The sequence below is a fragment of the Bacillus crepusculi genome, from assembly GCF_014764715.1.
Lineage (GTDB): Bacteria > Bacillota > Bacilli > Bacillales > Bacillaceae > Bacillus.
Genome location: NZ_JACXXE010000004.1, coordinates 192,164 through 212,349, shown reverse-complemented (window position 1 = coordinate 212,349; position 20,186 = coordinate 192,164). Strand labels below are relative to the sequence as shown.

Genomic DNA, 20,186 nt, shown 5'->3' with positions numbered 1-20,186 from the left:
GTTATGAAAGTGCATTCAGAACTGAAGGGGAACGAACTGCAGCCCGCTTATATTAAACCGACGAAAGCCCGTTTTGGTATATTGATTCTGTTGTTTTTTATTACGGCCATTAATTATATTGATAGAGCCAGCGTGTCAATTGTTGCTCCAGCTATTCAATCTTCCCTGCAATTAAATCCTGCATTATTGGGCTTGATCTTTTCTGCGTTTAGCTGGACGTATACAGCCATGCAAATACCAGGCGGCTTTATTCTTGATAAATTTGGCTCAAAGGTTACGTATGGTATTTCACTCATTACTTGGTCTATTTTCACTGGTTTACAGGCGTTTGCAAACAGCTTTGCTTTTTTATTTGGCTGCCGTTTGTTTATTGGCATTACAGAATCTCCAGCATTCCCTGCCAATAACCGCATTGTGACAACGTGGTTTCCTAGAAGGGAGCGGGCTTTTGCTACAGGCGTTTACACCGCTGGAGAATATGTTGGACTAGCTTTTGCAACTCCTCTTCTTTTTTGGATCATGACCACTTTCGATTGGAGAACGGTATTTATCACTGCAGGTGCGCTCGGTATTATATTTGCTTTTTTTTGGTATAAGTATTATCACGAACCGAAAGAACATCCGAAAATCAACGAAGATGAGCTAGAGTTAATTCGCCAAGGGGAAGGGCTGACAGTAGCCTCGCAGGAGAAACTGAAATGGGCAGACTTTGCCGCCCTTTTAAAATATCGTAAATTGATTGGGCTCTATATTGGTCAATTTTCTGTGGCGTCCACACTCTTTTTCTTTTTAACGTGGTTTCCTACTTATTTAGCTGAGGCGAAAAATATGGCGTTTCTAAAGGTAGGCTTTGCCGCTTCTCTTCCGTATATTGCGGCATTCTTTGGGGTGCTGTTTGGTGGTTATGTGTCCGATTGGCTGCTCAAAAAGGGTGTATCTGTCAATGTGGCAAGGAAGCTGCCTGTCGTTGTTGGTTTGCTTCTGACAAGTACCATCGTGTTGGCGAATTTCACGACAAGTATACCGCTTGTACTGACCATTTTATCCATTGCTTCCTTCGCGCAAGGGCTGTCAAATATCTCATGGACCATGCTGTCTGAGGTAGCACCGAGAGAGATGGTAGGCCTTGCTGGCGGCGTCTTTAACTTTTTCGCTAATTTATCGGGGATCATTACACCGCTGATCATCGGTTTGATCGTATCTGTGACAGGCTCGTATAACGGAGGCATTTTATTTGTCAGCCTTGTGGCATTAGGCGGGGCGTTATCCTACATATTTATCGTAGGTAAAATTGAACGGATCGAATTAAAATCATAGAATGAAAGAGAGCTCATCCTGGTGATGAGCTCTTAGATTGTTGACAAAGGGCTAAAATGATCTTGATTTTAGCCCTTTGTCTTCTTTTCAGTGTGACATGAAAACCTTTGAAGTCTAGGAAGGTAGAGTACCGGAGCGGAGCGAATTTGACATTCGTGAGCACCGGAACGCAGAGCTGACAAAGAATGCGAGGGTTTGTCTACACGCTGAGAGCTCATCCTGGTGATGAGCTCTTTTGTTATGAATAAAAGATGACGGTGATGACTGTTGCGGAGATGATACCTATGCTGATATAAAAGCTGGCAAACCAGATATTCCATCGGGTGATACGGTAAGGATTGACCTTCATCAAATCTGCTAATAGTGATACGGAAACATTAAATGGACTAAACATGACAGTCGACGTTCCAGCTGTAATGAGCATAATCGCTAAAGGAAGTGCGGGCAGTTCTTGGATGACAGGTACTAACATGCTTACTAATAGAGCAAGCGACACAAGTGGATGGAAGCCGCAAAGGGCAGTGATGAGAAAATATAAACCAATGACACAATAAACCAGGATCGCATGGCTTGATATACTCACAATAAATGCTTGGACAGGCTTTAAACTGTCAGTAACGAGCAGCATATCGACAAAGAAACCGGCACTTAAAAAGAGACACATATAATTGGAGAGCTGGCTCGTGCGTTCCTTCCAATGAGGAACCGACACAGCGACATATTGTTTTCGTTTTTTAATGATAGACGAGAATAGGAGGGAAAATGGAATAATCGCTAACACAACGGCGAATAAATAACCTTTCCCAACCCATACATCAACTAGCGAGACGACTGAGATAAAACTCAGCAGCATAAAAGCGAGCTGAAGGGTTTTTCGTCTAATTCTCTTTGGATTGGTATGTGTATTCTCGAGCTCAATGATACCTGGTAATCGCTTGCTCTGACGAGAAAACAGGATCCAATCGGTCATCAATACAATCAGCATTAAACAAAAGGAAACAGGAGCAATTTGATAATATTTCAGTTTGGTTGCATCAATGGTCACACTCACTAGCACTTCAACAGGGCTCCAGCTTAGGCAAAGCGCATAGGACCTTAAGAGATTGCGTGTATAGAGCTGCTGCCTGACATGTTCTTTAAGAGAAGCCAGTGAAGGCTTTAAAGATGTATAGAGTAAGGGAATGGTGGCGATATTTAAAAACATTCCAAGGATATGCGTCACAAATGAGCTCTTTCGATAGAGCTGTTTTGTACTGGTTGTATGTAAGGTGAGCAGTTTATTTAATTGTGTATCAAAGTGTCCAACATGTATGAGAGAATGAATAAAAGGCAGCATAAAAAACAGAGAAAGTAAGCCCAGCATGGAATGAAAATGGAGAAAAAAAGTGTGCAAAGGCTGACCAGACAAAAAGAATAATATCAAACCAACTGAGAGAAAAACAGCGCCTGTTTTCAAATAAAGCCCAGCCGCCTTCTTGAGAGAGATGGTGAGCGAAGCGATAGCCAGTAAACCAACAAAATAGGAGAGAATGGGAGCAGGAAATAGTTGATTGACGATGTAAAAACTAATCAGAAGCGTATAAATCATCACGTACATCAGAACATCTCCTCCGACAAACAACATTGATTGTTTTGATTCCGTCTAATGGAATTTGTTTTCTTCTAACGGAACATTTAAAATGGATTATAGCAAAGTTGACTGTTCATGTCGATAAGAAATCAGAGGGAAAAGGAGAATATGAACATGGCTGATAAAAAGTCAAAAGAAGAATCAGGACTGCGCACTGTTCAACGCGCTTTAGACATTCTTTATTGCTTTAGTGAAGAACGCCAAGAGTTAACGTTAACTGATATTTCAAAGGAAATGAATTTAGCAATGTCCACTACAACGAGATTGCTCAAGGCGCTTGAAATGAATCATTTTGTGGAGAAAAATCAAGATACACTCAAATACCGACTCGGTCAAAGGCTTTACCTGCTCGGCTACATTGCAGGAAAGTCTATTAAATTGCGGGAGCTGGCAAAGCCGCTCATGTACAGCCTTCGTGATGAAACAAGGGAAACCGTCAATTTGTATGTGCTAGATCATACAAATCGGGTTTGTATTGAACAAGCCGAAGGGCTGCAATCCATTAGGCATCTGGTGAAGGTCGGTGAGAAGCTCCCGTTATACGCAGGGGCTGGTGGGAAGGTCCTGCTTGCCTTCCAAAGCAAAGAGTTTCAACAGAAAGTATTCACGTCTGAGGCTGAACATATGACGAGAGAGGACTGGCAAAAGGAATGTGCACATATTCTTGAGACACATACAGCCTGTAGTATTGATGAACGGGAGGTTGGATCAGCTGCAGTAGCAGCACCGATTTTTAACATTCATGGCGAAGTGCGTGCCTGCTTATCTATATCGGGTCCTACTCACAGGTTTACAGATGAGGTTATTCCTCAATTGCAGCAAAAGGTAAAAGAGCATGCCAAGCAGCTCTCGGAACAGCTCGGTTACGCCGGCAAGCACAATTTTTAAGAATGCCTATCTTTTCGCCATCCATTTATCATATAATAGAAACATTATGTAGCATTCCTTGTCGTAAGGAGGACGTGTCACGACCATGAAAATCAATAGAGAAATCCCTGTGAGACAGCGGAATATTGTCCTCATTGGCTTTATGGGTGTTGGGAAAACAACCATTGGGCAGCTCGTTGCCAAAAAGCTATATAGAGATTTTATTGATGTGGATCAGGAGATTGAGAAAAAGTACAACATGACGATTCCAGACATCTTTCAGCAAAAAGGAGAAGCATTCTTCAGGCAGGCTGAAAAGGATTATATCGTCCATTTATGTGAACATACACAGCTCAAGATCGTGTCTCTTGGAGGCGGTGCATTCAAACAGGAAGAAATCAAACGCGCCTGCTTGAAGCATTGTACGGTTCTTTTCCTCGATTTATCTTGGGAGAATTGGAAACAGCGGCTTGATATTTTAATTGAAAACCGCCCTGTTCTTCACAACCGGACGATCGAAGAGATGAAAGAGCTGTTTGATGAGCGAAGAGAAATTTATGCCCTTCATAACTCAAGAGTGGAAACAGATCATTTAGAGGCTGAAGAAGTCGCTAATTATATTGTGGACACACTTAAGCTTGGCTGGGATTTATACTCGAAATAAAAAGTCTACCGTTTAGGGTAGACTTTCAGATTGTTGACAAAGGGCTAAAATGATCTTGATTTTAGCCCTTTGTCTTCTTTTCAGCGTGATAGAAAGCCCTTGAAGTCTAGGAAGGACGAGTACCGGAGCGGAGCGAATTGGACATTCGTGAGCACCGGAACGCAGGACTGACAAAGAATGCGAGGGTTTGTCTACACGCTGGACTTTTTCTATAGCATCAATGTTTGATTCCCTGAATCAGTGCGGCTTTTAAACAGAAGGATGCTGGCTGTTTATTTGCATCAAATTGAAGCTGAAACAACTGTTTCGTTTCAGGGTCAGCTGCTTGAAGATGGGCAATGATGTCTTTTTGAACATCCTCTGGTGTGCGTCCACGCATGATCCAGTCCTGATAATCAATCTGTAGGTCCCAGTAGTGAATATCTTCTTTAGTGAGATGATTGACAGCGAACAGCTCTTTCCATTCTGATAATGAACTTTCACGAATATGAGAAGGATCTCTCAGTCTATTTAAGTGGTTGATAAATGCATCCTGTGCACGATTTTCAGGTGCATAATGATCGACGAGCAGGAATTTGCCGCCCTTTTTTAAAACACGGCTGATTTCAGCCATCGCTGCTGGGAGATCCGGGAAGTGGTGAGCAGCAAATCGGCATGTGACCAACTCAAAAGATTCATCAGAGAAAGGTAATGCTTCTGCGCCTGCTTGCTGAAACGTTATGTGGTCCATATGGCGTTCTTTCGCAAGTGCTGTTGCAACCTCGATCATTTTGTACGTAACATCAATGCCAATCCCTTTTGAGATCACGTCTGAAAAGGAAAAAATAGTATGTCCTGCTCCGCAGCCGATATCAAGTAAATGCTCATGCCCCTTCGCATTTGCTGTCACTTTCATTAATTCTAAATCGTCTCCTGCTGCAAATATGGGTGAATCTCGATAGTTCTCTGCATTTTGTGAGAATTGTTTTTCCGCTTTAGAATATGGATTCATTCCTTTTCCCCCTTTTTGTTGTCTCTTGATCGTAGAGTTCTTCCCGTTATTTGTCTAAGACATAAAAGATATGATATGAATAGTTAAAACCTATGAGGTGATAAAAGTGGATATACGAATGATGCAATATGTCATTGAAGTGTATCGGCAGCAAAGTTTCACGAAAGCGGCGGAGAAACTTCATATTGCCCAGCCTTCTTTAAGTCAACAAATTAAAAAACTGGAAGAGGAATTAGACACGCCCTTGTTTATTCGGGCATATGGACAAGTGAGCCCTACACCTCAAGGAAGTCGATTGATCAAAAGAGCAGAGAACATTTTGAAGGAACATGATGATTTACTGCGTGAGATGGATGAAGCTGCGCATGAGGTAGGAAAAGAACTGAAGGTCGGGGCGCCAGCAGTCACAGGGGGATATGTCCTGCCGGCTTTATTAAAAACCTTCTGTAAAACGTACCCCCATGTCCACGTTCATCTGATAGAGGAATCACCTCGTGAGCTAGAAAGACTTTTATTGGCTGGGGAACTGGATATAGCGATCCTATCTTTACCTGTTGAGCATGAACAATTGAAAACGAAACAAATGCTGACAGAACCGCTTCTTCTCGCCGTCCCGCAAACCGCGCAACCTTGGTTACCGAAGGAATTGAATGAAATCATCAATCAAGCTAATCAGAAGGGAATCGGCAGTGAAACCATTCCATTTCAGCTTCTTGAAGGCGTTCCATTCATTATGTTAAAAGAGGGGTACGGCTTTCGCCAAGTGGTCATGGAGCTATGCCATCGTCATGGATTCCAGCCAAGGGTTCTATTTCAAACAAGTCATATTCAAACCGCTCAAGCATTGGTCAAAAACGAATTAGGTGTGACGGTTGTGCCGAAAATGGTGGCGAAAGAAGAAAGGAACCAAGTGACTTACTTACGAATTGATTCCCGCTCAACCCGCACACTTGTGTTTGCCTATGTGGAAGAAAGGTATTTAACGAAAGCCGCTCAAGCGCTAATGGACCTTTACCAGAATCAAGGGAAAGCTTAAACAAACGTTTATTTAAATGCAAAAAGCAGGGGGGTACCCTGCTTTCAGATTGTTGACAAAGGGCTAAAATGACCTTTATTTTAGCCCTTTGTCTTCTTTTCAGCGTGATAGAAAGCCCTTGAAGTCTAGGAAGGACGAGTACCGAAGCGGAGCGAATTGGACATTCGTGAGCACCGGAACGCAGGACTGACAAAGAATGCGAGGGTTTGTCTACACGCTGAAAGCAGGGGAGTATCCTGCTTTCTTAATAGATGTCCAGACGCTGATCCGTCATCACAGGAATCTGCTGTCTCACTTCATCCACTAGCTGAAGATCAATTTCTGTATAATAAATGTTTTCTTCATGGCCTGCTTCAAGCAGGATACGGCCGAGTGGGTCAATTACCATGGAGTGTCCGGGGAATTCAGTGTCACGACTTGTGCCCGTCCGGTTGACAGCAATCATAAATGACTGGTTCTCAATCGCTCTTGCGATGAGCAGGCTACGCCAATGGTCCACTCTTGCTGACGGCCATTGTGCCGTATTGACGAGCACCTTCGCTCCTTTGTTCACAAGTGTTCTGGAAAGCTGCGGGAAGCGGAGGTCATAGCAGATCATCGCACCAATCGTTACATCTTCACTATAGTCAAATAAACCAAGCTGATCACCAGCGGTTAAATAGTTGTGCTCATCCATTAATCGGAATAAATGAATTTTATCATAATCTAACAGAAGCTTACCTTGGCGGTTAAAAGCATACATTGTGTTGGTGATGTTTTCATCTTCTGTCCGCTTATTTAACACACTGCCTGCAATGAGATACACTTGGTGCTTGCGGGCAAAGGAGGAGAAGAGCTGTTTTGTGCGTTCACCGTTTATATCCGCAAGCTGATCGGCTTGTTCAAGGGCGTAGCCGGTATTCCACATTTCGGGTAAAATGATCAGATCAGGCTGCTCGCGAACCGCTTCTTCTAAAAACACTTCTGCTTTTTTAAAATTCACTTCAGGTTCTCCAATTTGTACGTCCATTTGGACGAGGGCGATTTTCATATGGGTTCCTCCTTTATTGGCTATATGTCATGTGAAAATCATGAATGTATGTAATGGTTTATTCTAGTCTTCAAGGCCAGTTTCTTTATCATAAAGGTTTCCATCACCTTTGCCAATAGAAATGTCAGAAGGTTTTGTTAAATGACTTTCTCAATCAAGAAATGAGTGGTATGATACCTATAACTAATAAAGCAAAGGGGAATAGTATGATATGCAATTGTTCGATTTATCACTAGAAGAGCTAAAAAAATATAAACCAAAGAAAACTGCACGTCCTGATTTCTCAGACTTTTGGAAGAAATCGCTCGAAGAACTGCGCCAAGTGGAGGCGAAGCCAACACTTGAACCGTATGACTATCCAGTGAAAGGCGTCAAGGTGTACCGCCTGACGTATCAAAGCTTTGATCATTCTCGTATTGAAGGCTGGTACGCGGTACCAGATCAATCAAGTCCGCATCCAGCGCTCGTTCGTTTTCATGGCTATAATGCCAGCTATGACGGCGGCATTCATGATATCGTCAACTGGGCGCTGCACGGCTATGCGACATTTGGTATGCTTGTCCGCGGTCAAGGCGGCAGTGAAGATCAGGCAGTGACACCAGGCGGTCACGCTTTAGGGTGGATGACAAAAGGTATTTTATCAAAGGAGACCTACTATTATCGTGGTGTTTATTTAGATGCGGTTCGTGCACTCGAAGTCATTCAGTCCTTCCCAGAAGTGGATGAACACCGAATCGGCGTGATTGGTGGGAGCCAGGGAGGCGCATTAGCGGTTGCAGCTGCAGCCCTTTCAGACATTCCGAAGGTCGTCGTGGCAGATTACCCTTATTTATCAAACTTCGAGCGTGCAGTGGACGTTGCATTGGAGCAGCCTTATTTAGAAATCAATTCATACTTCCGAAGAAACAGTGATCCGGAAGTGGAGAAAAAGGCATTTGAGACATTAAGCTATTTTGATTTAATCAATTTAGCTGGATGGGTGAAACAGCCAACATTGATGGCAATCGGTCTGATTGACAAAATAACCCCGCCATCTACTGTGTTTGCAGCTTACAACCATTTAGAAGCAGATAAAGACCTTAAGGTATATCGCTATTTTGGACACGAGTTTATCCCGGCTTTTCAAACAGAGAAGTTATCCTTCCTACAAAAGCATTTGCTCAAATAAAAGAACAAAGAGGCCGCTCTAGGAGGGCCTCTTTGTTAATAACTCGTATTCTGTCTCGTTTTTTCATCAGGCACTAACGCTGTGATAATAAGGGCAAGGGCTGTGATGATATGAAGGATGAATCCAAGAATCGGAATCCAGGCGAGGCAGGATGTGACAATTCCGATGATACTTCCAATCATTGGTCCTTGGTCTCGCTTCGATAAGACGAGTGTGATAATATGCAGAATAAGCATGACCATGAGAGGCGTATAGCCATTGCTGATAACAAATAGTCCTCCAATCACAGGGATGGCCAGGCAGGCTTCAAAAATTCCGGTGATCCATTTCATGATGCGAGATATAGACATCAGATCCAACTCCTTTTTCATATATGTCTTATTCGTATTTTCCCAAAACGTGAAGAAGTCATGCAGAATTCTATAGAAAGAGTTGATGGACGCTTGAGAGAGAGAATCAAGAAAGAGCTGAAAATCATCGAAGAAACATATGACGTCAAGGTTTGCCTCGCCGTTGAATCGGGCAGTAGGGCGTGGGGATTTCCTTCAACTGACAGTGATTATGATGTTCGTTTTATATACGTTCCTCGGAAGGAATGGTATTGGGCAATGGAAGAGCATCGGGATGTGATTGAACGGCCAATTGATGACGAGCTTGATATGAGCGGCTGGGAGCTTAGAAAGGCGCTGCGTTTATTCAATAAATCGAATCCGTCCATTATGGAATGGCTGTCTTCTGACATCATCTATGCCGAGTCCTTCTCTTTAGCCAAGCAGCTGAGAGAATTAAAGGACCGGGCATTTTATCCAGCAGCCTTAATGTATCATTACCTCAATATGGCGAAGCGGAATGAAAGCGGGTATTTACGAGGAGAGCAGGTACGAATCAAGAAGTACTTCTATGTGCTTCGTCCGCTACTTGCCTGTCAGTGGATTGAACGCTACCGGACGGTTCCGCCTATGGACTTCCATGAACTGGTGAAGGAGCTTGTGGAGGATGGACCACTTTTAGCTGAAATTCATGAGCTGCTCAAACGCAAAATGGACGGTGAAGAAATGGATGTAGAGAATCGTCTTGCCTTCGTCCATCCATTTATCGATAAAGAGCTCACGCGTTTTCATGAATTGGTGAAAAGCTACAATCAGCCGAAAGATAATCTCACTGAAGAATTAAATAAGTTACTACAGTCTACCCTTGATGAGGTGTGGGCGTAAGCAGGGAAGAGCCAGCCGGATAGAGGCAGGCTCTTTTTTAGCTCTTATTGTGATAAAACCACAAAAAAAGTCAGAATTTTTGTCATCTTCAAATATTGTAGCGGACAGCTCATGAGCCTTACAATAAAGACATAGCTTACAAAGAGTGGGAGGTGCCCTTTATGGAGTCGGTCACAAGAAATTTCTTCTTGTTTTTGTCAAAGAGCAGTCTCTTGAACCATATTGCTCGTAATTGGGGAAGTGCTGTTGCATCTAAGAAAATCATCGGAGGGAAGGATTTTGAGAGCGCTATCCCTGTCATTAAACGATTAAATGATCAAGGAATGGCCGTGACAGTCGATCACCTTGGTGAGTTTGTCACAAAGGCAGAGATTGCAAATGAGCGGACGAAAGAGTGTGTTCAAACCATTCAGCGGATTGCTGAGGCGGGACTCAATTCCCACGTGTCACTCAAAATGACATCACTTGGCCTTGATATTGACGATGACCTTGTGTATCGCAATATGAAAAGGATTTTAGATACGGCAGAGAAACACCGTATCATGGTGACAATTGATATGGAGGATGAACAGCGCTGTCAAAAAACGCTGGACATTTTTAAAGAGATGAAATCTCAATATGAGTATGTCAGTACGGTCTTGCAGGCGTATTTGTACAGAACAGAAAAGGATCTTGATGACCTAAATGAGCTTCAGCCATTTTTAAGACTTGTAAAGGGTGCTTATAAGGAATCCGCTGAAGTGGCGTATCCAAACAAAAAAGACGTCGATCAGAATTATCAGAAGCTGATCGAAAAGCAATTACTCACAGGGAACTATACAGCCATTGCGACACATGACGATCGAATGATCGAGTTTACAAAAAATATTGTGAAAAAACACAATATACAGACAAGTCAGTTTGAATTTCAAATGCTGTATGGCATGAGATCAGAAACGCAGCAGGCACTTGTGAAAGAAGGCTATCAAATGAGGGTCTATACGCCGTATGGACGAGAGTGGTATGGCTATTACATGAGACGCCTTGCCGAACGGCCAGCAAACATTGCCTTTGCTTTAAAAGGAATGACGAGAAAATAATTTGAAACGGGAGCGTGACAAAGATGACAACACCTTACAAGCATGAACCATTCACGGATTTTAGCCAGGAAGAAAACCGCAAAGCGTTTGAACAAGCATTAGCAAAGGTAACAGAATCACTTGGTCAAACCTATCCGCTCGTGATTAATGGAGAAAGAATCGAAACAACAGACCAGATTGTCTCGATCAACCCGGCGAAAAAGGATGAAGTCGTTGGAACCGTATCAAAGGCTGGGAAAGAAGAGGCAGAACAAGCGGTTCAAGCTGCGGCAAAAGCGTTTGAAACATGGCGCTACACGTCTCCAGAAGAAAGAGCCAGCGTATTATTCCGCGCTGCGGCAAGCATTCGCCGTAAAAAGCATGAGTATTCAGCCCTTCTTGTCAAAGAAGCAGGTAAGCCTTGGAATGAAGCGGATGCAGATACAGCTGAAGCAATCGATTTCCTTGAATATTATGCTCGTCAAATGCTGGAGCTTTCGAAAGGCAAACCAGTGAACAGCCGCGAGGGGGAACGCAATCAATACGTGTATACACCAACTGGCGTGACGCTCGTCATTCCGCCGTGGAACTTCTTGTTTGCGATCATGGCAGGAACAACAGTAGCGCCAATCGTCACAGGGAATACGGTTGTCTTAAAACCAGCAAGCGCAACGCCTGTGATTGCGGCACGTTTTGTGGAAGAGCTTGAGCAAGCAGGTCTTCCAAAGGGTGTGGTCAACTTTGTACCAGGAAGCGGAGCAGAGGTCGGAGATTACTTAGTAGATCACCCGAAAACAAGCCTGATTACATTCACTGGCTCAAGAGAGGTAGGGACACGTATCTTTGAACGCGCGGCAAAAGTACAGCCAGGTCAGCAGCATTTAAAGCGTGTCATTGCTGAAATGGGCGGTAAGGATACAGTGGTTGTAGATGAGGATGCAGATGTTGAATTAGCGGCTAACGCCATTTTTACATCAGCCTTCGGTTTTTCAGGTCAGAAATGCTCGGCTGGATCTCGCGCTGTCGTTCACGAGAAGCTGTATGATCAAGTGATCGAGCGAGTGAAGGAAATCACAGAAACGAAAACAACAGCGAACCCTCTTTCTGCGGATGTCTACATGGGACCTGTCATTGATCAAGCGTCCTTTGACAAGATCACGGATTATATCGAGGTTGGAAAACAGGAAGGTCGCTTAGTCACTGGCGGAACGAGTGATGATTCGGAAGGATACTTCATCCATCCAACCATTTTCGCAGATCTTGAGCCAACATCTCGCTTGATGCAAGAAGAAATTTTCGGACCGGTCTTGGCCTTCTCAAAAGTCTCTAGCTTTGATGAGGCACTTGAAGTAGCCAACAATACGGAATACGGTTTAACCGGTGCGGTTATTACAAATAATCGTGATCACATCAACCGTGCGAAGCAGGAGTTCCATGTAGGGAACCTCTACTTTAACCGTAACTGCACAGGAGCCATCGTGGGATATCATCCATTTGGCGGGTTCAAAATGTCAGGAACCGATTCAAAAGCAGGCGGTCCAGATTACCTAGCTCTACACATGCAGGCCAAAACAATTAGTGAAATGTTTTAATATGGAAAAGCATGAACCTGTTTGGGCGGGTTCATGCTTTTTTTGCTTGTCTGCGACTTGTTTCTATACAAATCTGACTGGAAAGAAGTATGATAAATGTATCACTTAATCAGGGAGCAATCGGGATGGAAGAGATATTAGAAAAGCTTCATACATTTTTTGATGTCGATAAATTAATTGCATTTATTAGTGGGTATTTAAAAAAACCAGTCATTTTAGAAAGCACAGAGTGTCAGCTCCTTGCTTATAATTCTTACAGCATTCAGCAGTTCGATCCAGTTAATCAGCAAACGATTTTCTCAAAGGAATGTCCGGGGTCTGTGGTCGATTGGTTAAAGAAAACAGGGGTCATCGAAAGGCTTCTTGCGGAATCAAAGCCTTTTTATGTGAGCGGTCACGATGAGCTCGGTTTTAATCGGCGGGTAGCTGTGAGTGCAAAGCATAAACAAGAGGTTGTGGGCTTTATTTGGGTGCAGGACATTGAGGACTCCCTCTCTCAGAAGGAGCTGCAATTTTTGCACGAGGCTTCCTTTCAGGTTGGAAAAGTCATTTATAAAAATAAGAAACAGCTGGAGAAAAAGGAAGGCAAGATTGAAGAATTTTTCAAAAAGGTCATGGATGATCATTTTTATACAGAAGAAGAGCTGAAATGGGAGGCCGAGAACTTAAGCATTCCACTGCCAGCCGTATTTACCGTCATGGTCGTACACGCTGCCGATAACAAAAGCGAGACGGCAGAAGATGTGAAGGATGTCATTAGAACGTATTTGCAGCTAGAAGATAAGGTGAATCACGTCTATTCGGTTCAAGCAGACATTGTTGTCATACTAGGCAGTTTGTCAGACCGGCATTCACCGAAAGCGACTGCCGCTGATGTCATTGCACATCTGCAATCGAAAACGCATTCACACCCATCCCCTTTGTATATTGGGATGGGAAGAGAGTATCGGGATGTCATGAAAATGAGTACCAGTCGATTTGAAGCGATAGAGGTCGTGAAGGCAGTAAAAATTGTCGGGGGACAAGAATTAATTCCATATGACTACGAGAATCTGGGGGTCTTCCGTTTCTTAGATTCAATTTACAGCCATCAAAAAAAGAAAAATGACTTCAATCCAGATTTGTTACGTTTGAAGGAAAAAGACCGAGACAGCCAAACCTCTTTTTTAAAAACCCTTGAGGTATACTTATTAAATAATTGCAAGCTCAAGCCAGCTGCGGAGCAGTTGTTTATTCATCAAAATACATTAAACTATCGAATGAAACAAATTCTTGATATGACCTCAATTGATTTGAGTCATTTTAGCCAAAGATGTGAGTTATTTATTGAATTGATGCTGATGAAAAAAGATCAATAGTCATAGAATCCGCAGGTGCAAGGGATCACCTGCGGGTTTTCATGTGAGATGCGAAAGTGGCATACAACTGCTGCGTTTCGTTGTATGATAGATAAAGATTTTATGAGAAAAGTGAAAGGGGGGCCACCTTTGGGATCAGTCACCTTGGCCATTTTGATTTTCATCATGACCCTCGTCCTTGTCATTTGGCAGCCAGGACGTTTAACCATTGGATGGTCAGCATGCGGGGGAGCCATTCTAGCTCTTGCCTCTGGTGTTGTTCATTTAGGCGATGTGTGGGAGGTCACACAAATTGTCTGGAACGCCACCTTTGCCTTTATTGGCATTATCATCATTTCGTTAATTTTAGATGAGATCGGGTTTTTTGAATGGGCTGCACTGCACATGGCAAAAGCCGCAAGAGGAAATGGCGTCCGCATGTTTATTTATTTAACATTGCTCGGCGCTGTGGTGGCAGCTTTTTTTGCTAACGATGGAGCGGCCCTCATTTTAACGCCGATCGTCTTATCTGTGGTAAGAGCGTTAAAGATGGATGAGCGCATGGTGCTGCCTTTTGTGATGGCAAGCGGCTTTATTGCAGATACAACCTCTTTGCCATTTGTCATTAGTAACCTGGTCAATATCGTATCAGCTGACTATTTTCATATAGGTTTTCTAGAATATACAGCGAACATGTTTGTGCCGAACCTTGTGTCGCTTGGAGCAAGCATGCTAGTTCTTTATGTGTTTTACCGAAAGCTTATCCCCAAAACGTACGATCTGTCACAGGCGAAGGAACCTGCGACAGCCATTCGAGATATCCGCATGTTCCGCATGTCTTGGTATGTGCTCGGCTGTCTGCTTGTTGGTTATTTTGCGGGGGAACTCATTGGGGTCCCGGTGTCCATTATTGTAGGCGGCATTGCCCTTGCCTTCTTGTGGCTAGCGAGAAGAAGTCCGCAAGTGGCGACAAAGCGAGTGATCAAAGAAGCACCGTGGTCCATTGTGTTTTTCTCGATCGGCATGTATGTCGTCGTATATGGACTGAAGAATGTCGGTCTCACAGAAATATTGGCGGCATGGATTGAAAAAGGGGCATCGCATGGCTTGCTTGCGGGAACGATGTTTATGGGCGTGCTTGCCGCAGTGCTGTCCTCTGTCATGAACAATCTGCCCACCGTTTTAATTGATGCGATTGCCATTGGTCATACAGATACTATAGGGGTGATGAGAGACGGGCTGATTTATGCCAATGTCATCGGCTCCAACCTTGGTCCAAAAATGACCCCAATCGGCTCATTGGCGACATTGCTCTGGCTTCATGTCTTGAAGAAAAAAGGCGTTCATATCTCTTGGGGCGCCTATATGAAGGCGGGCATCATTCTGACCATTCCAACATTGATCCTCACTTTATTGGGGTTATATGTGTGGTTATGGCTGATACATTAAAGAGAGGGTGCTGTCAGTGTGTAAGTAAACCCTTGCATTCTTTGTCACGGGCGCTCCGGTGCTTGCCCTTCTAGACTTCAAAGGTTTTCTATCACGCTGAAAAGATGACAAAGGGCTAAAATCAAAATCATTTTAGCCCTTTGTCAACAATCTGAGAGCAGATCCATTCGGTCTGCTCTTTTTTGTTACAGATATTTCGCATAACGTTTTTCTAAAAAGTCTTGCAGCAATGAGACCACACTGCAAATGCCCCAGTAAATGAGTGCGACCAAAATATACATCGTCATGTAATCGAATTCTCGTCCCCCCACAATTTTTGCTTGCTGGAAGAGCTCTGGCACTGTAATCATCGCTGCCAGTGAGGAGGCTTTGATCAAGTCGAGCATGACATTGGTCAATGGCGGCAGTGCAATGCGAACGGATTGAGGCAAAATCACGCCACGCATCGTTTGCCAATAGCTGAGACCTAGCGATTTAGCGGCTTCCACCTGACCACCGGGAACAGAAGAGAGAGCAGCCCGGTTGATTTCTGCAATATAGGCAGCACTATTGAAGGTGAACCCAATTATGGCAGCAGTGACAGCTGTAAACTCAATGCCGATATAAGGAAATCCAAAATAAAGGATAAACAAAATCACCAGAATGGGAACGCCTCGCATGAATGAAATATATAGCCGTGCAGGTAGCCAAAGCAACCACGTATTCGCCATTCTGGCAAGGGCAATAAAAAAGCCAAGAATCGTGCCAAAAAACATGCTCACAAAGGATATGAGCAGCGTCAGCCAAATGCCTTTCATGACAAACGGAAACGACGCCTTTGCCAGTGCAGGATTAAATATATATTCTAAATGAATATCTCCCACGATTGCGGCTCCTTATTTGGAAATGTCGACATCTTCGACATCAGCATCAATTTTCTTTGAGACGTCTGCATGATTAAAGAACTTCTCGGAAATCTTTTTCATGGTTCCGTCTTTTTTCATGTCTTTTAATACACGATTTAATTCTTTTTGAAGCTCTGTGTTGTCTTTCTTCATCACAAAGCCCTGTTCATTCGGCATGTATTTCAGGTCAGGGTGAATCGTAATATTTAACTTAGGGAATGCAGCAAGAGCGAGTGTCTGTAAGTAATAATCATTTAGAATGACATCTGTACGACCGTTTGCGACATCCTTTAAGTATTGCTCATTTGTCGCATTATCGTAAATGACTTCCTTTGCACCGTACTTACGGGCGACATCCATGTAAATCGTCGTTGCAGCACCTGCTGCTTTTTTGCCTTTTAAATCCTTTAAGGTTTTAATACCAGACAAATCATCTTTCCGTACGATAGCCGTTCCATAGGAATATTTATAAGGAGTTGAAAAGGCGAACTTATCCTTTCGGTCATCTGTGATGTCAATATCGTTTGCAGCGGCATCCACTTGACCAGAATTAATGGCACTCAGCATCCCATCATAGCCCATTTCTTTAAATTCTACTTTCACGTCAAGGCGTTTAAATGCTTCTTTCACAACTTCCACTTCATAGCCAGTCAATTGATCTTTACCGTTAGAGGTATCATGATAAGACGTTGGATAAAGGGTGCCTGAAGTTGCAACCACGATTTTTCCTTTCTTTTGAATCTGATCCCACTTTGATTCTTTTCCAGACTGAGATGAGCCTGATTGACTGCAAGCAGACAGGACAAGCATAAAAGCAGACACAACAAGCATCACCCATATAGATTTTCTATGATAAAAATGACTCATTTAAGAATCCTCCTCTATTTTTTATACAAAACAAAACATAGCATGCTTTTTCAGTTAGGACAACGTTTTCAGACGAAAAGCGAAAAAGTAAGAATATTATGTGCAATTTGGTGCTGTGAAAGAATGTATAAAAAAGGAAAGCGTGTGCAAAATAAATGCGAATAAAGGAGGGAGCATTATTGATGAAAAAATTAAGTGGCGTGATCATATTAACGATGATGCTGTTATTTGGTTTCTATATGGAAACGGCTCATGGAGAAACACCACAAATGGAAAAGCGTCCAGTGACGCATCAAGTAAAATTATCGACAGAACAACAAAAACAAATCGAAGTGCTTGAGCAACAAATTCTTTCTAAACGAAAAGAAGTCATTAAAAAATATGTACAGTATGGTGTGTTAACAAAGGAACAAGGCACACACATCACGAAACGAATGGATGAGCATTACGAACACTTAAAAAATAATGGATTTGTTCCATTACTGAAAAAGCCACAGCACCATCGACCATAATGATGAAACCGGCAGAGAGGTGCCGGTTTTTCTTGCTTATTGCGCTTTTGAGAAGGTTAGACTTTCACCATCTTGAGGGACAAAAATGGCTTGATCTGCATGTTGCTCTTGAATGTAAGCCTCTAAAGCTGCTCGTGTTAACAAGCAATGATTCACAGCTTCAAGATGACAAGCGACAATTTGAGCATTTGGATGAGAACGATAAATGTCTAACACCTCTTCCTTGGTCATTGTAATCGGATCGCCCTCTAAAAATTGCGCAGCCCCACTATTAACCACAATGACATCTGGCTGACATGTATTGACAACCTCTTTGGGCTCATCACACCAAATGGTATCGCCCGCAATATAAAGGGTGGGTTCATTAGGATGAGAGAAAACAAAACCGCTGACCTGTCCCATCCGTTTTGCAGTTTCTCCTGTCCCATGCTGTCCACCTGTACGTTTTATATGAACACCGCCAATATCCATTTCATCTTCAAGACATGTGACATACTGGAAGCCGGCGTCTTTGACTTCTTTTTGGTCCTTCTCCGATTGAGTATAAATGGGTTGATCTTGAGCTAATGTTCTTTTCGCCTCATCGTCAAAGTGATCCACGTGTAAATGAGTGAGTAAGACAGCATTCGGCTGTAACATCTTGTCTAAATCAATGTTTACAGGCAGATCCACAATGGGGTTGTTCAGATGTTGATTGGCTGTATGAGGGAACGGTGGATATGTTCCTTTGGGTGCTAAAAAGGGATCGATTAAGAAAGTGGACGGACCATAGTGAAGGTATAAAGTAGCATTGCGAATGAGTGTGATTTTCATAAAAAGGCCTCCTTTTTTTCTGATTAAGTTTACAGTATATTAAAAGAGCTCCAAGTGACAGAGGATGATGAAAGTCTTTCGGCGAAAGGACTTGATTTTTGAAAGAGATGAGCCAATGCTAGACCAAACAGATATGGACATTTTAAAAGAACTCTCAAAGAATAGTCGGTTAACCATGAAAGCATTAGGCAAAAAAGTTCATTTAACCGGGCAAGCTGTTGCAAATCGTGTGTTAAAGCTAGAAGAAGAGGGTGTAATTGAAGCATACACCATTTCGATTGACTGGCGGACACAGAAGACCATCCAAACATTTATGCAGCTCTATACCCGTAGTCATCACGAACCACTCCTGTCGTTTCTTGATCAAAAGGAAGAAATCAAGAATTTATTTAAAATAAGTGGAGAGGGCTGTTATATGGCTGAAGGACATTTCGCTAGTCATGATGAACTTGATCAGTTTTTAACGGAGCTGACAAATTACGCGAATGATAAATTATCTATTGCGGTTAAACGTCTCATTCATCAGTAATAGAAGAAAGAGACTCAGGAGGAAATGTAGCGATGCAAAAATTAATCGAAAATCAAGCTGAACCGATGACAAAGGAAAGAATCAAAGCAGACTTGGTTCAACTTGGTGTGAAAAAAGGCATGATTTTATGTGTTCACTCGTCTTTATCATCTATCGGTTGGGTGAATGGAGGTGCTGTAGCCGTCATACAAGCATTAATGGAAACCGTAACAGAAGAGGGAACACTGGTTATGCCGGCGCAAACATTAGAGCTTTCTGATCCCGCTGATTGGATCGATCCGCCTGTCCCTTATTCATGGTGGAAATCGATTAAAGAGACGATGCCTGCATTTGATCCGGCTTACACGACGCCAACAGCAATGGGAAAGGTAGCGGAAACGTTCTGGAAGTACCCAGGCGTGACGAGAAGCAATCATCCTCATTTTTCATTTACCGCTTGGGGGAAAAGAAAATATGAAATTCTGCAACACCATGCGTTATCTTATGGTTTAGGTGAACATTCGCCACTTGGGCGAATGTACGATCTTGATGCTCAAGTGCTGCTGATTGGTACATCATTCGAGAGTCATACAGCCTTCCACTTAGCTGAATATAGAATCCCTCAGCAAGACCTTATGACACGAGGAGCTCCTATTTTAGAAAATGGATGGAGGGTATGGAAAGAGTACCAAGATATCATCACGAGAGAAGAGCTATTTGAACAGATTGGTCGTGATTTTGTGCAATCAGGAGGCACTCATCACCGCGGTCAAATTGGGCTTGCCAATTCGTATTTATTACCGGTAAGAGAATCGGTAGACTATGCGGAAAAGTGGCTTGAACTATACGATCAGTCGTGATCTACACAGATTGGAAATTTACATAATAAACGTCTTGATCTGGCTGCTGTGAGGTATAGCAGGTGAGCTGATAGTCTCCTCTTGGAATGGGGAAAGACAGAACCTGTGCCATGACGCTTGTGATTTGAACTTGATCGCTTGAATGTGTAAATGGCACTGTTATGACTCTATCAACAGATGCTGGCGGCTTATTTTCATTTAATGTCACGATAATAGATGCCTTTCCGTTATTGACCCCTTCAAAAGAAACACCCTGATCGCCAGTTGCGAATCCCTGAAGAATGTCATCATCTGTCCAATCAATTACAGGTGGTGCATCGCTTCCAGCGTATACGGTGATTTGATGATAGGAAATCGATAAGGAATAGGTTTGATTTAAGTCATTCATA

Annotated in this window: 21 protein-coding genes; 13 read left to right on the top strand and 8 right to left on the bottom strand. The window is 43.0% G+C overall.

The window, feature by feature from the left end; genetic code table 11:
• Nucleotides 1-3 precede the first annotated feature (3 nt).
• Entirely contained in the window at nucleotides 4-1,317 is a 1,314-nt protein-coding gene (locus IEE86_RS09955; protein WP_191097078.1) for an MFS transporter, read from the top strand.
• Nucleotides 1,318-1,555: 238 nt separating this feature from the next.
• Here IEE86_RS09955 and IEE86_RS09950 read toward each other — a convergent pair whose 3' ends face one another.
• Nucleotides 1,556-2,914: a hypothetical protein gene (locus IEE86_RS09950; protein WP_224740911.1), complete on the bottom strand. Its 1,359-nt coding sequence runs from the start codon at nucleotides 2,912-2,914 to the stop codon at nucleotides 1,556-1,558.
• A 147-nt stretch (nucleotides 2,915-3,061) separates the two neighbouring features.
• On the opposite strand from IEE86_RS09950, the gene IEE86_RS09945 reads away from it, so the two are divergent.
• A complete protein-coding gene (locus IEE86_RS09945) occupies nucleotides 3,062-3,835 on the top strand; it encodes an IclR family transcriptional regulator (RefSeq protein WP_191097077.1) in 774 nt (257 codons plus the stop codon).
• Between the two features lie 85 nt (nucleotides 3,836-3,920).
• Nucleotides 3,921-4,478 (top strand): shikimate kinase, encoded by a 558-nt coding sequence (locus IEE86_RS09940; protein ID WP_191097076.1) that lies wholly within the window; start codon nucleotides 3,921-3,923, stop codon nucleotides 4,476-4,478.
• Nucleotides 4,479-4,695: 217 nt separating this feature from the next.
• Here IEE86_RS09940 and IEE86_RS09935 read toward each other — a convergent pair whose 3' ends face one another.
• Entirely contained in the window at nucleotides 4,696-5,469 is a 774-nt protein-coding gene (locus IEE86_RS09935; protein ID WP_191097075.1) for a class I SAM-dependent methyltransferase, read from the bottom strand.
• Nucleotides 5,470-5,587: 118 nt separating this feature from the next.
• On the opposite strand from IEE86_RS09935, the gene IEE86_RS09930 reads away from it, so the two are divergent.
• Nucleotides 5,588-6,505, top strand: coding sequence for a LysR family transcriptional regulator (locus tag IEE86_RS09930; RefSeq protein ID WP_191097156.1), 918 nt, complete (start codon nucleotides 5,588-5,590; stop codon nucleotides 6,503-6,505).
• A gap of 244 nt (nucleotides 6,506-6,749) precedes the next feature.
• Here the strand turns inward: IEE86_RS09930 and IEE86_RS09925 are convergent, their stop codons facing one another.
• Nucleotides 6,750-7,535, bottom strand: a complete 786-nt coding sequence (locus IEE86_RS09925; RefSeq protein WP_191097074.1) for a carbon-nitrogen family hydrolase — start codon at nucleotides 7,533-7,535, stop codon at nucleotides 6,750-6,752.
• A gap of 211 nt (nucleotides 7,536-7,746) precedes the next feature.
• Between IEE86_RS09925 and IEE86_RS09920 the strand changes: the two genes are divergently transcribed.
• Nucleotides 7,747-8,703, top strand: a complete 957-nt coding sequence (locus IEE86_RS09920) for an acetylxylan esterase (protein WP_191097073.1) — start codon at nucleotides 7,747-7,749, stop codon at nucleotides 8,701-8,703.
• Between the two features lie 35 nt (nucleotides 8,704-8,738).
• Here the strand turns inward: IEE86_RS09920 and IEE86_RS09915 are convergent, their stop codons facing one another.
• Nucleotides 8,739-9,053 (bottom strand): hypothetical protein, encoded by a 315-nt coding sequence (locus IEE86_RS09915; RefSeq protein WP_003213913.1) that lies wholly within the window; start codon nucleotides 9,051-9,053, stop codon nucleotides 8,739-8,741.
• 60 nt (nucleotides 9,054-9,113) lie between these two features.
• Between IEE86_RS09915 and IEE86_RS09910 the strand changes: the two genes are divergently transcribed.
• The 5 genes from IEE86_RS09910 to IEE86_RS09890 all read left to right on the top strand — a co-directional run bounded on the left by IEE86_RS09910 (nucleotide 9,114) and on the right by IEE86_RS09890 (nucleotide 15,353).
• Complete coding sequence (locus IEE86_RS09910; protein ID WP_191097072.1) at nucleotides 9,114-9,917, top strand: nucleotidyltransferase domain-containing protein; 804 nt, start codon at nucleotides 9,114-9,116, stop codon at nucleotides 9,915-9,917.
• 161 nt (nucleotides 9,918-10,078) lie between these two features.
• Nucleotides 10,079-10,996, top strand: coding sequence for a proline dehydrogenase family protein (locus IEE86_RS09905; protein ID WP_191097071.1), 918 nt, complete (start codon nucleotides 10,079-10,081; stop codon nucleotides 10,994-10,996).
• A gap of 23 nt (nucleotides 10,997-11,019) precedes the next feature.
• The gene (pruA, locus tag IEE86_RS09900) at nucleotides 11,020-12,567 is read left to right on the top strand and encodes an L-glutamate gamma-semialdehyde dehydrogenase (protein WP_191097070.1); all 1,548 of its coding nucleotides are present in this window, start codon (nucleotides 11,020-11,022) and stop codon (nucleotides 12,565-12,567) included.
• 125 nt (nucleotides 12,568-12,692) lie between these two features.
• Complete coding sequence (locus IEE86_RS09895; protein ID WP_191097069.1) at nucleotides 12,693-13,925, top strand: PucR family transcriptional regulator; 1,233 nt, start codon at nucleotides 12,693-12,695, stop codon at nucleotides 13,923-13,925.
• Between the two features lie 129 nt (nucleotides 13,926-14,054).
• On the top strand, nucleotides 14,055-15,353 hold the full coding sequence (locus tag IEE86_RS09890; protein ID WP_318010278.1) for an arsenic transporter: 1,299 nt from the start codon (nucleotides 14,055-14,057) through the stop codon (nucleotides 15,351-15,353).
• 185 nt (nucleotides 15,354-15,538) lie between these two features.
• Here the strand turns inward: IEE86_RS09890 and IEE86_RS09885 are convergent, their stop codons facing one another.
• Both IEE86_RS09885 and IEE86_RS09880 read right to left on the bottom strand, forming a co-directional pair.
• Nucleotides 15,539-16,216, bottom strand: a complete 678-nt coding sequence (locus IEE86_RS09885; protein WP_191097068.1) for an amino acid ABC transporter permease — start codon at nucleotides 16,214-16,216, stop codon at nucleotides 15,539-15,541.
• Between the two features lie 12 nt (nucleotides 16,217-16,228).
• A complete protein-coding gene (locus IEE86_RS09880) occupies nucleotides 16,229-17,104 on the bottom strand; it encodes a transporter substrate-binding domain-containing protein (RefSeq protein ID WP_191097067.1) in 876 nt (291 codons plus the stop codon).
• 182 nt (nucleotides 17,105-17,286) lie between these two features.
• Between IEE86_RS09880 and IEE86_RS09875 the strand changes: the two genes are divergently transcribed.
• Nucleotides 17,287-17,616, top strand: coding sequence for a YckD family protein (locus IEE86_RS09875; RefSeq protein WP_191097066.1), 330 nt, complete (start codon nucleotides 17,287-17,289; stop codon nucleotides 17,614-17,616).
• Between the two features lie 36 nt (nucleotides 17,617-17,652).
• Here IEE86_RS09875 and IEE86_RS09870 read toward each other — a convergent pair whose 3' ends face one another.
• Nucleotides 17,653-18,429 (bottom strand): MBL fold metallo-hydrolase, encoded by a 777-nt coding sequence (locus tag IEE86_RS09870; protein ID WP_191097065.1) that lies wholly within the window; start codon nucleotides 18,427-18,429, stop codon nucleotides 17,653-17,655.
• Between the two features lie 67 nt (nucleotides 18,430-18,496).
• Here IEE86_RS09870 and IEE86_RS09865 point away from each other — a divergent pair, with 67 nt between their 5' ends.
• Together IEE86_RS09865 and IEE86_RS09860 are read left to right on the top strand one after the other, a co-directional pair.
• Nucleotides 18,497-18,958, top strand: coding sequence for an Lrp/AsnC family transcriptional regulator (locus tag IEE86_RS09865; protein ID WP_224740921.1), 462 nt, complete (start codon nucleotides 18,497-18,499; stop codon nucleotides 18,956-18,958).
• A 32-nt stretch (nucleotides 18,959-18,990) separates the two neighbouring features.
• A complete protein-coding gene (locus IEE86_RS09860; protein ID WP_191097064.1) occupies nucleotides 18,991-19,797 on the top strand; it encodes an AAC(3) family N-acetyltransferase in 807 nt (268 codons plus the stop codon).
• A gap of 1 nt (nucleotide 19,798) precedes the next feature.
• On the opposite strand, the gene IEE86_RS09855 is transcribed toward IEE86_RS09860, so the two are convergent.
• Nucleotides 19,799-20,185 carry a competence protein ComJ gene (locus tag IEE86_RS09855; protein WP_191097063.1) on the bottom strand — a complete coding sequence of 129 codons (387 nt, stop codon included), beginning with the start codon at nucleotides 20,183-20,185 and terminating at the stop codon, nucleotides 19,799-19,801.
• Between the last annotated feature and the right edge of the window lies 1 nt (nucleotide 20,186).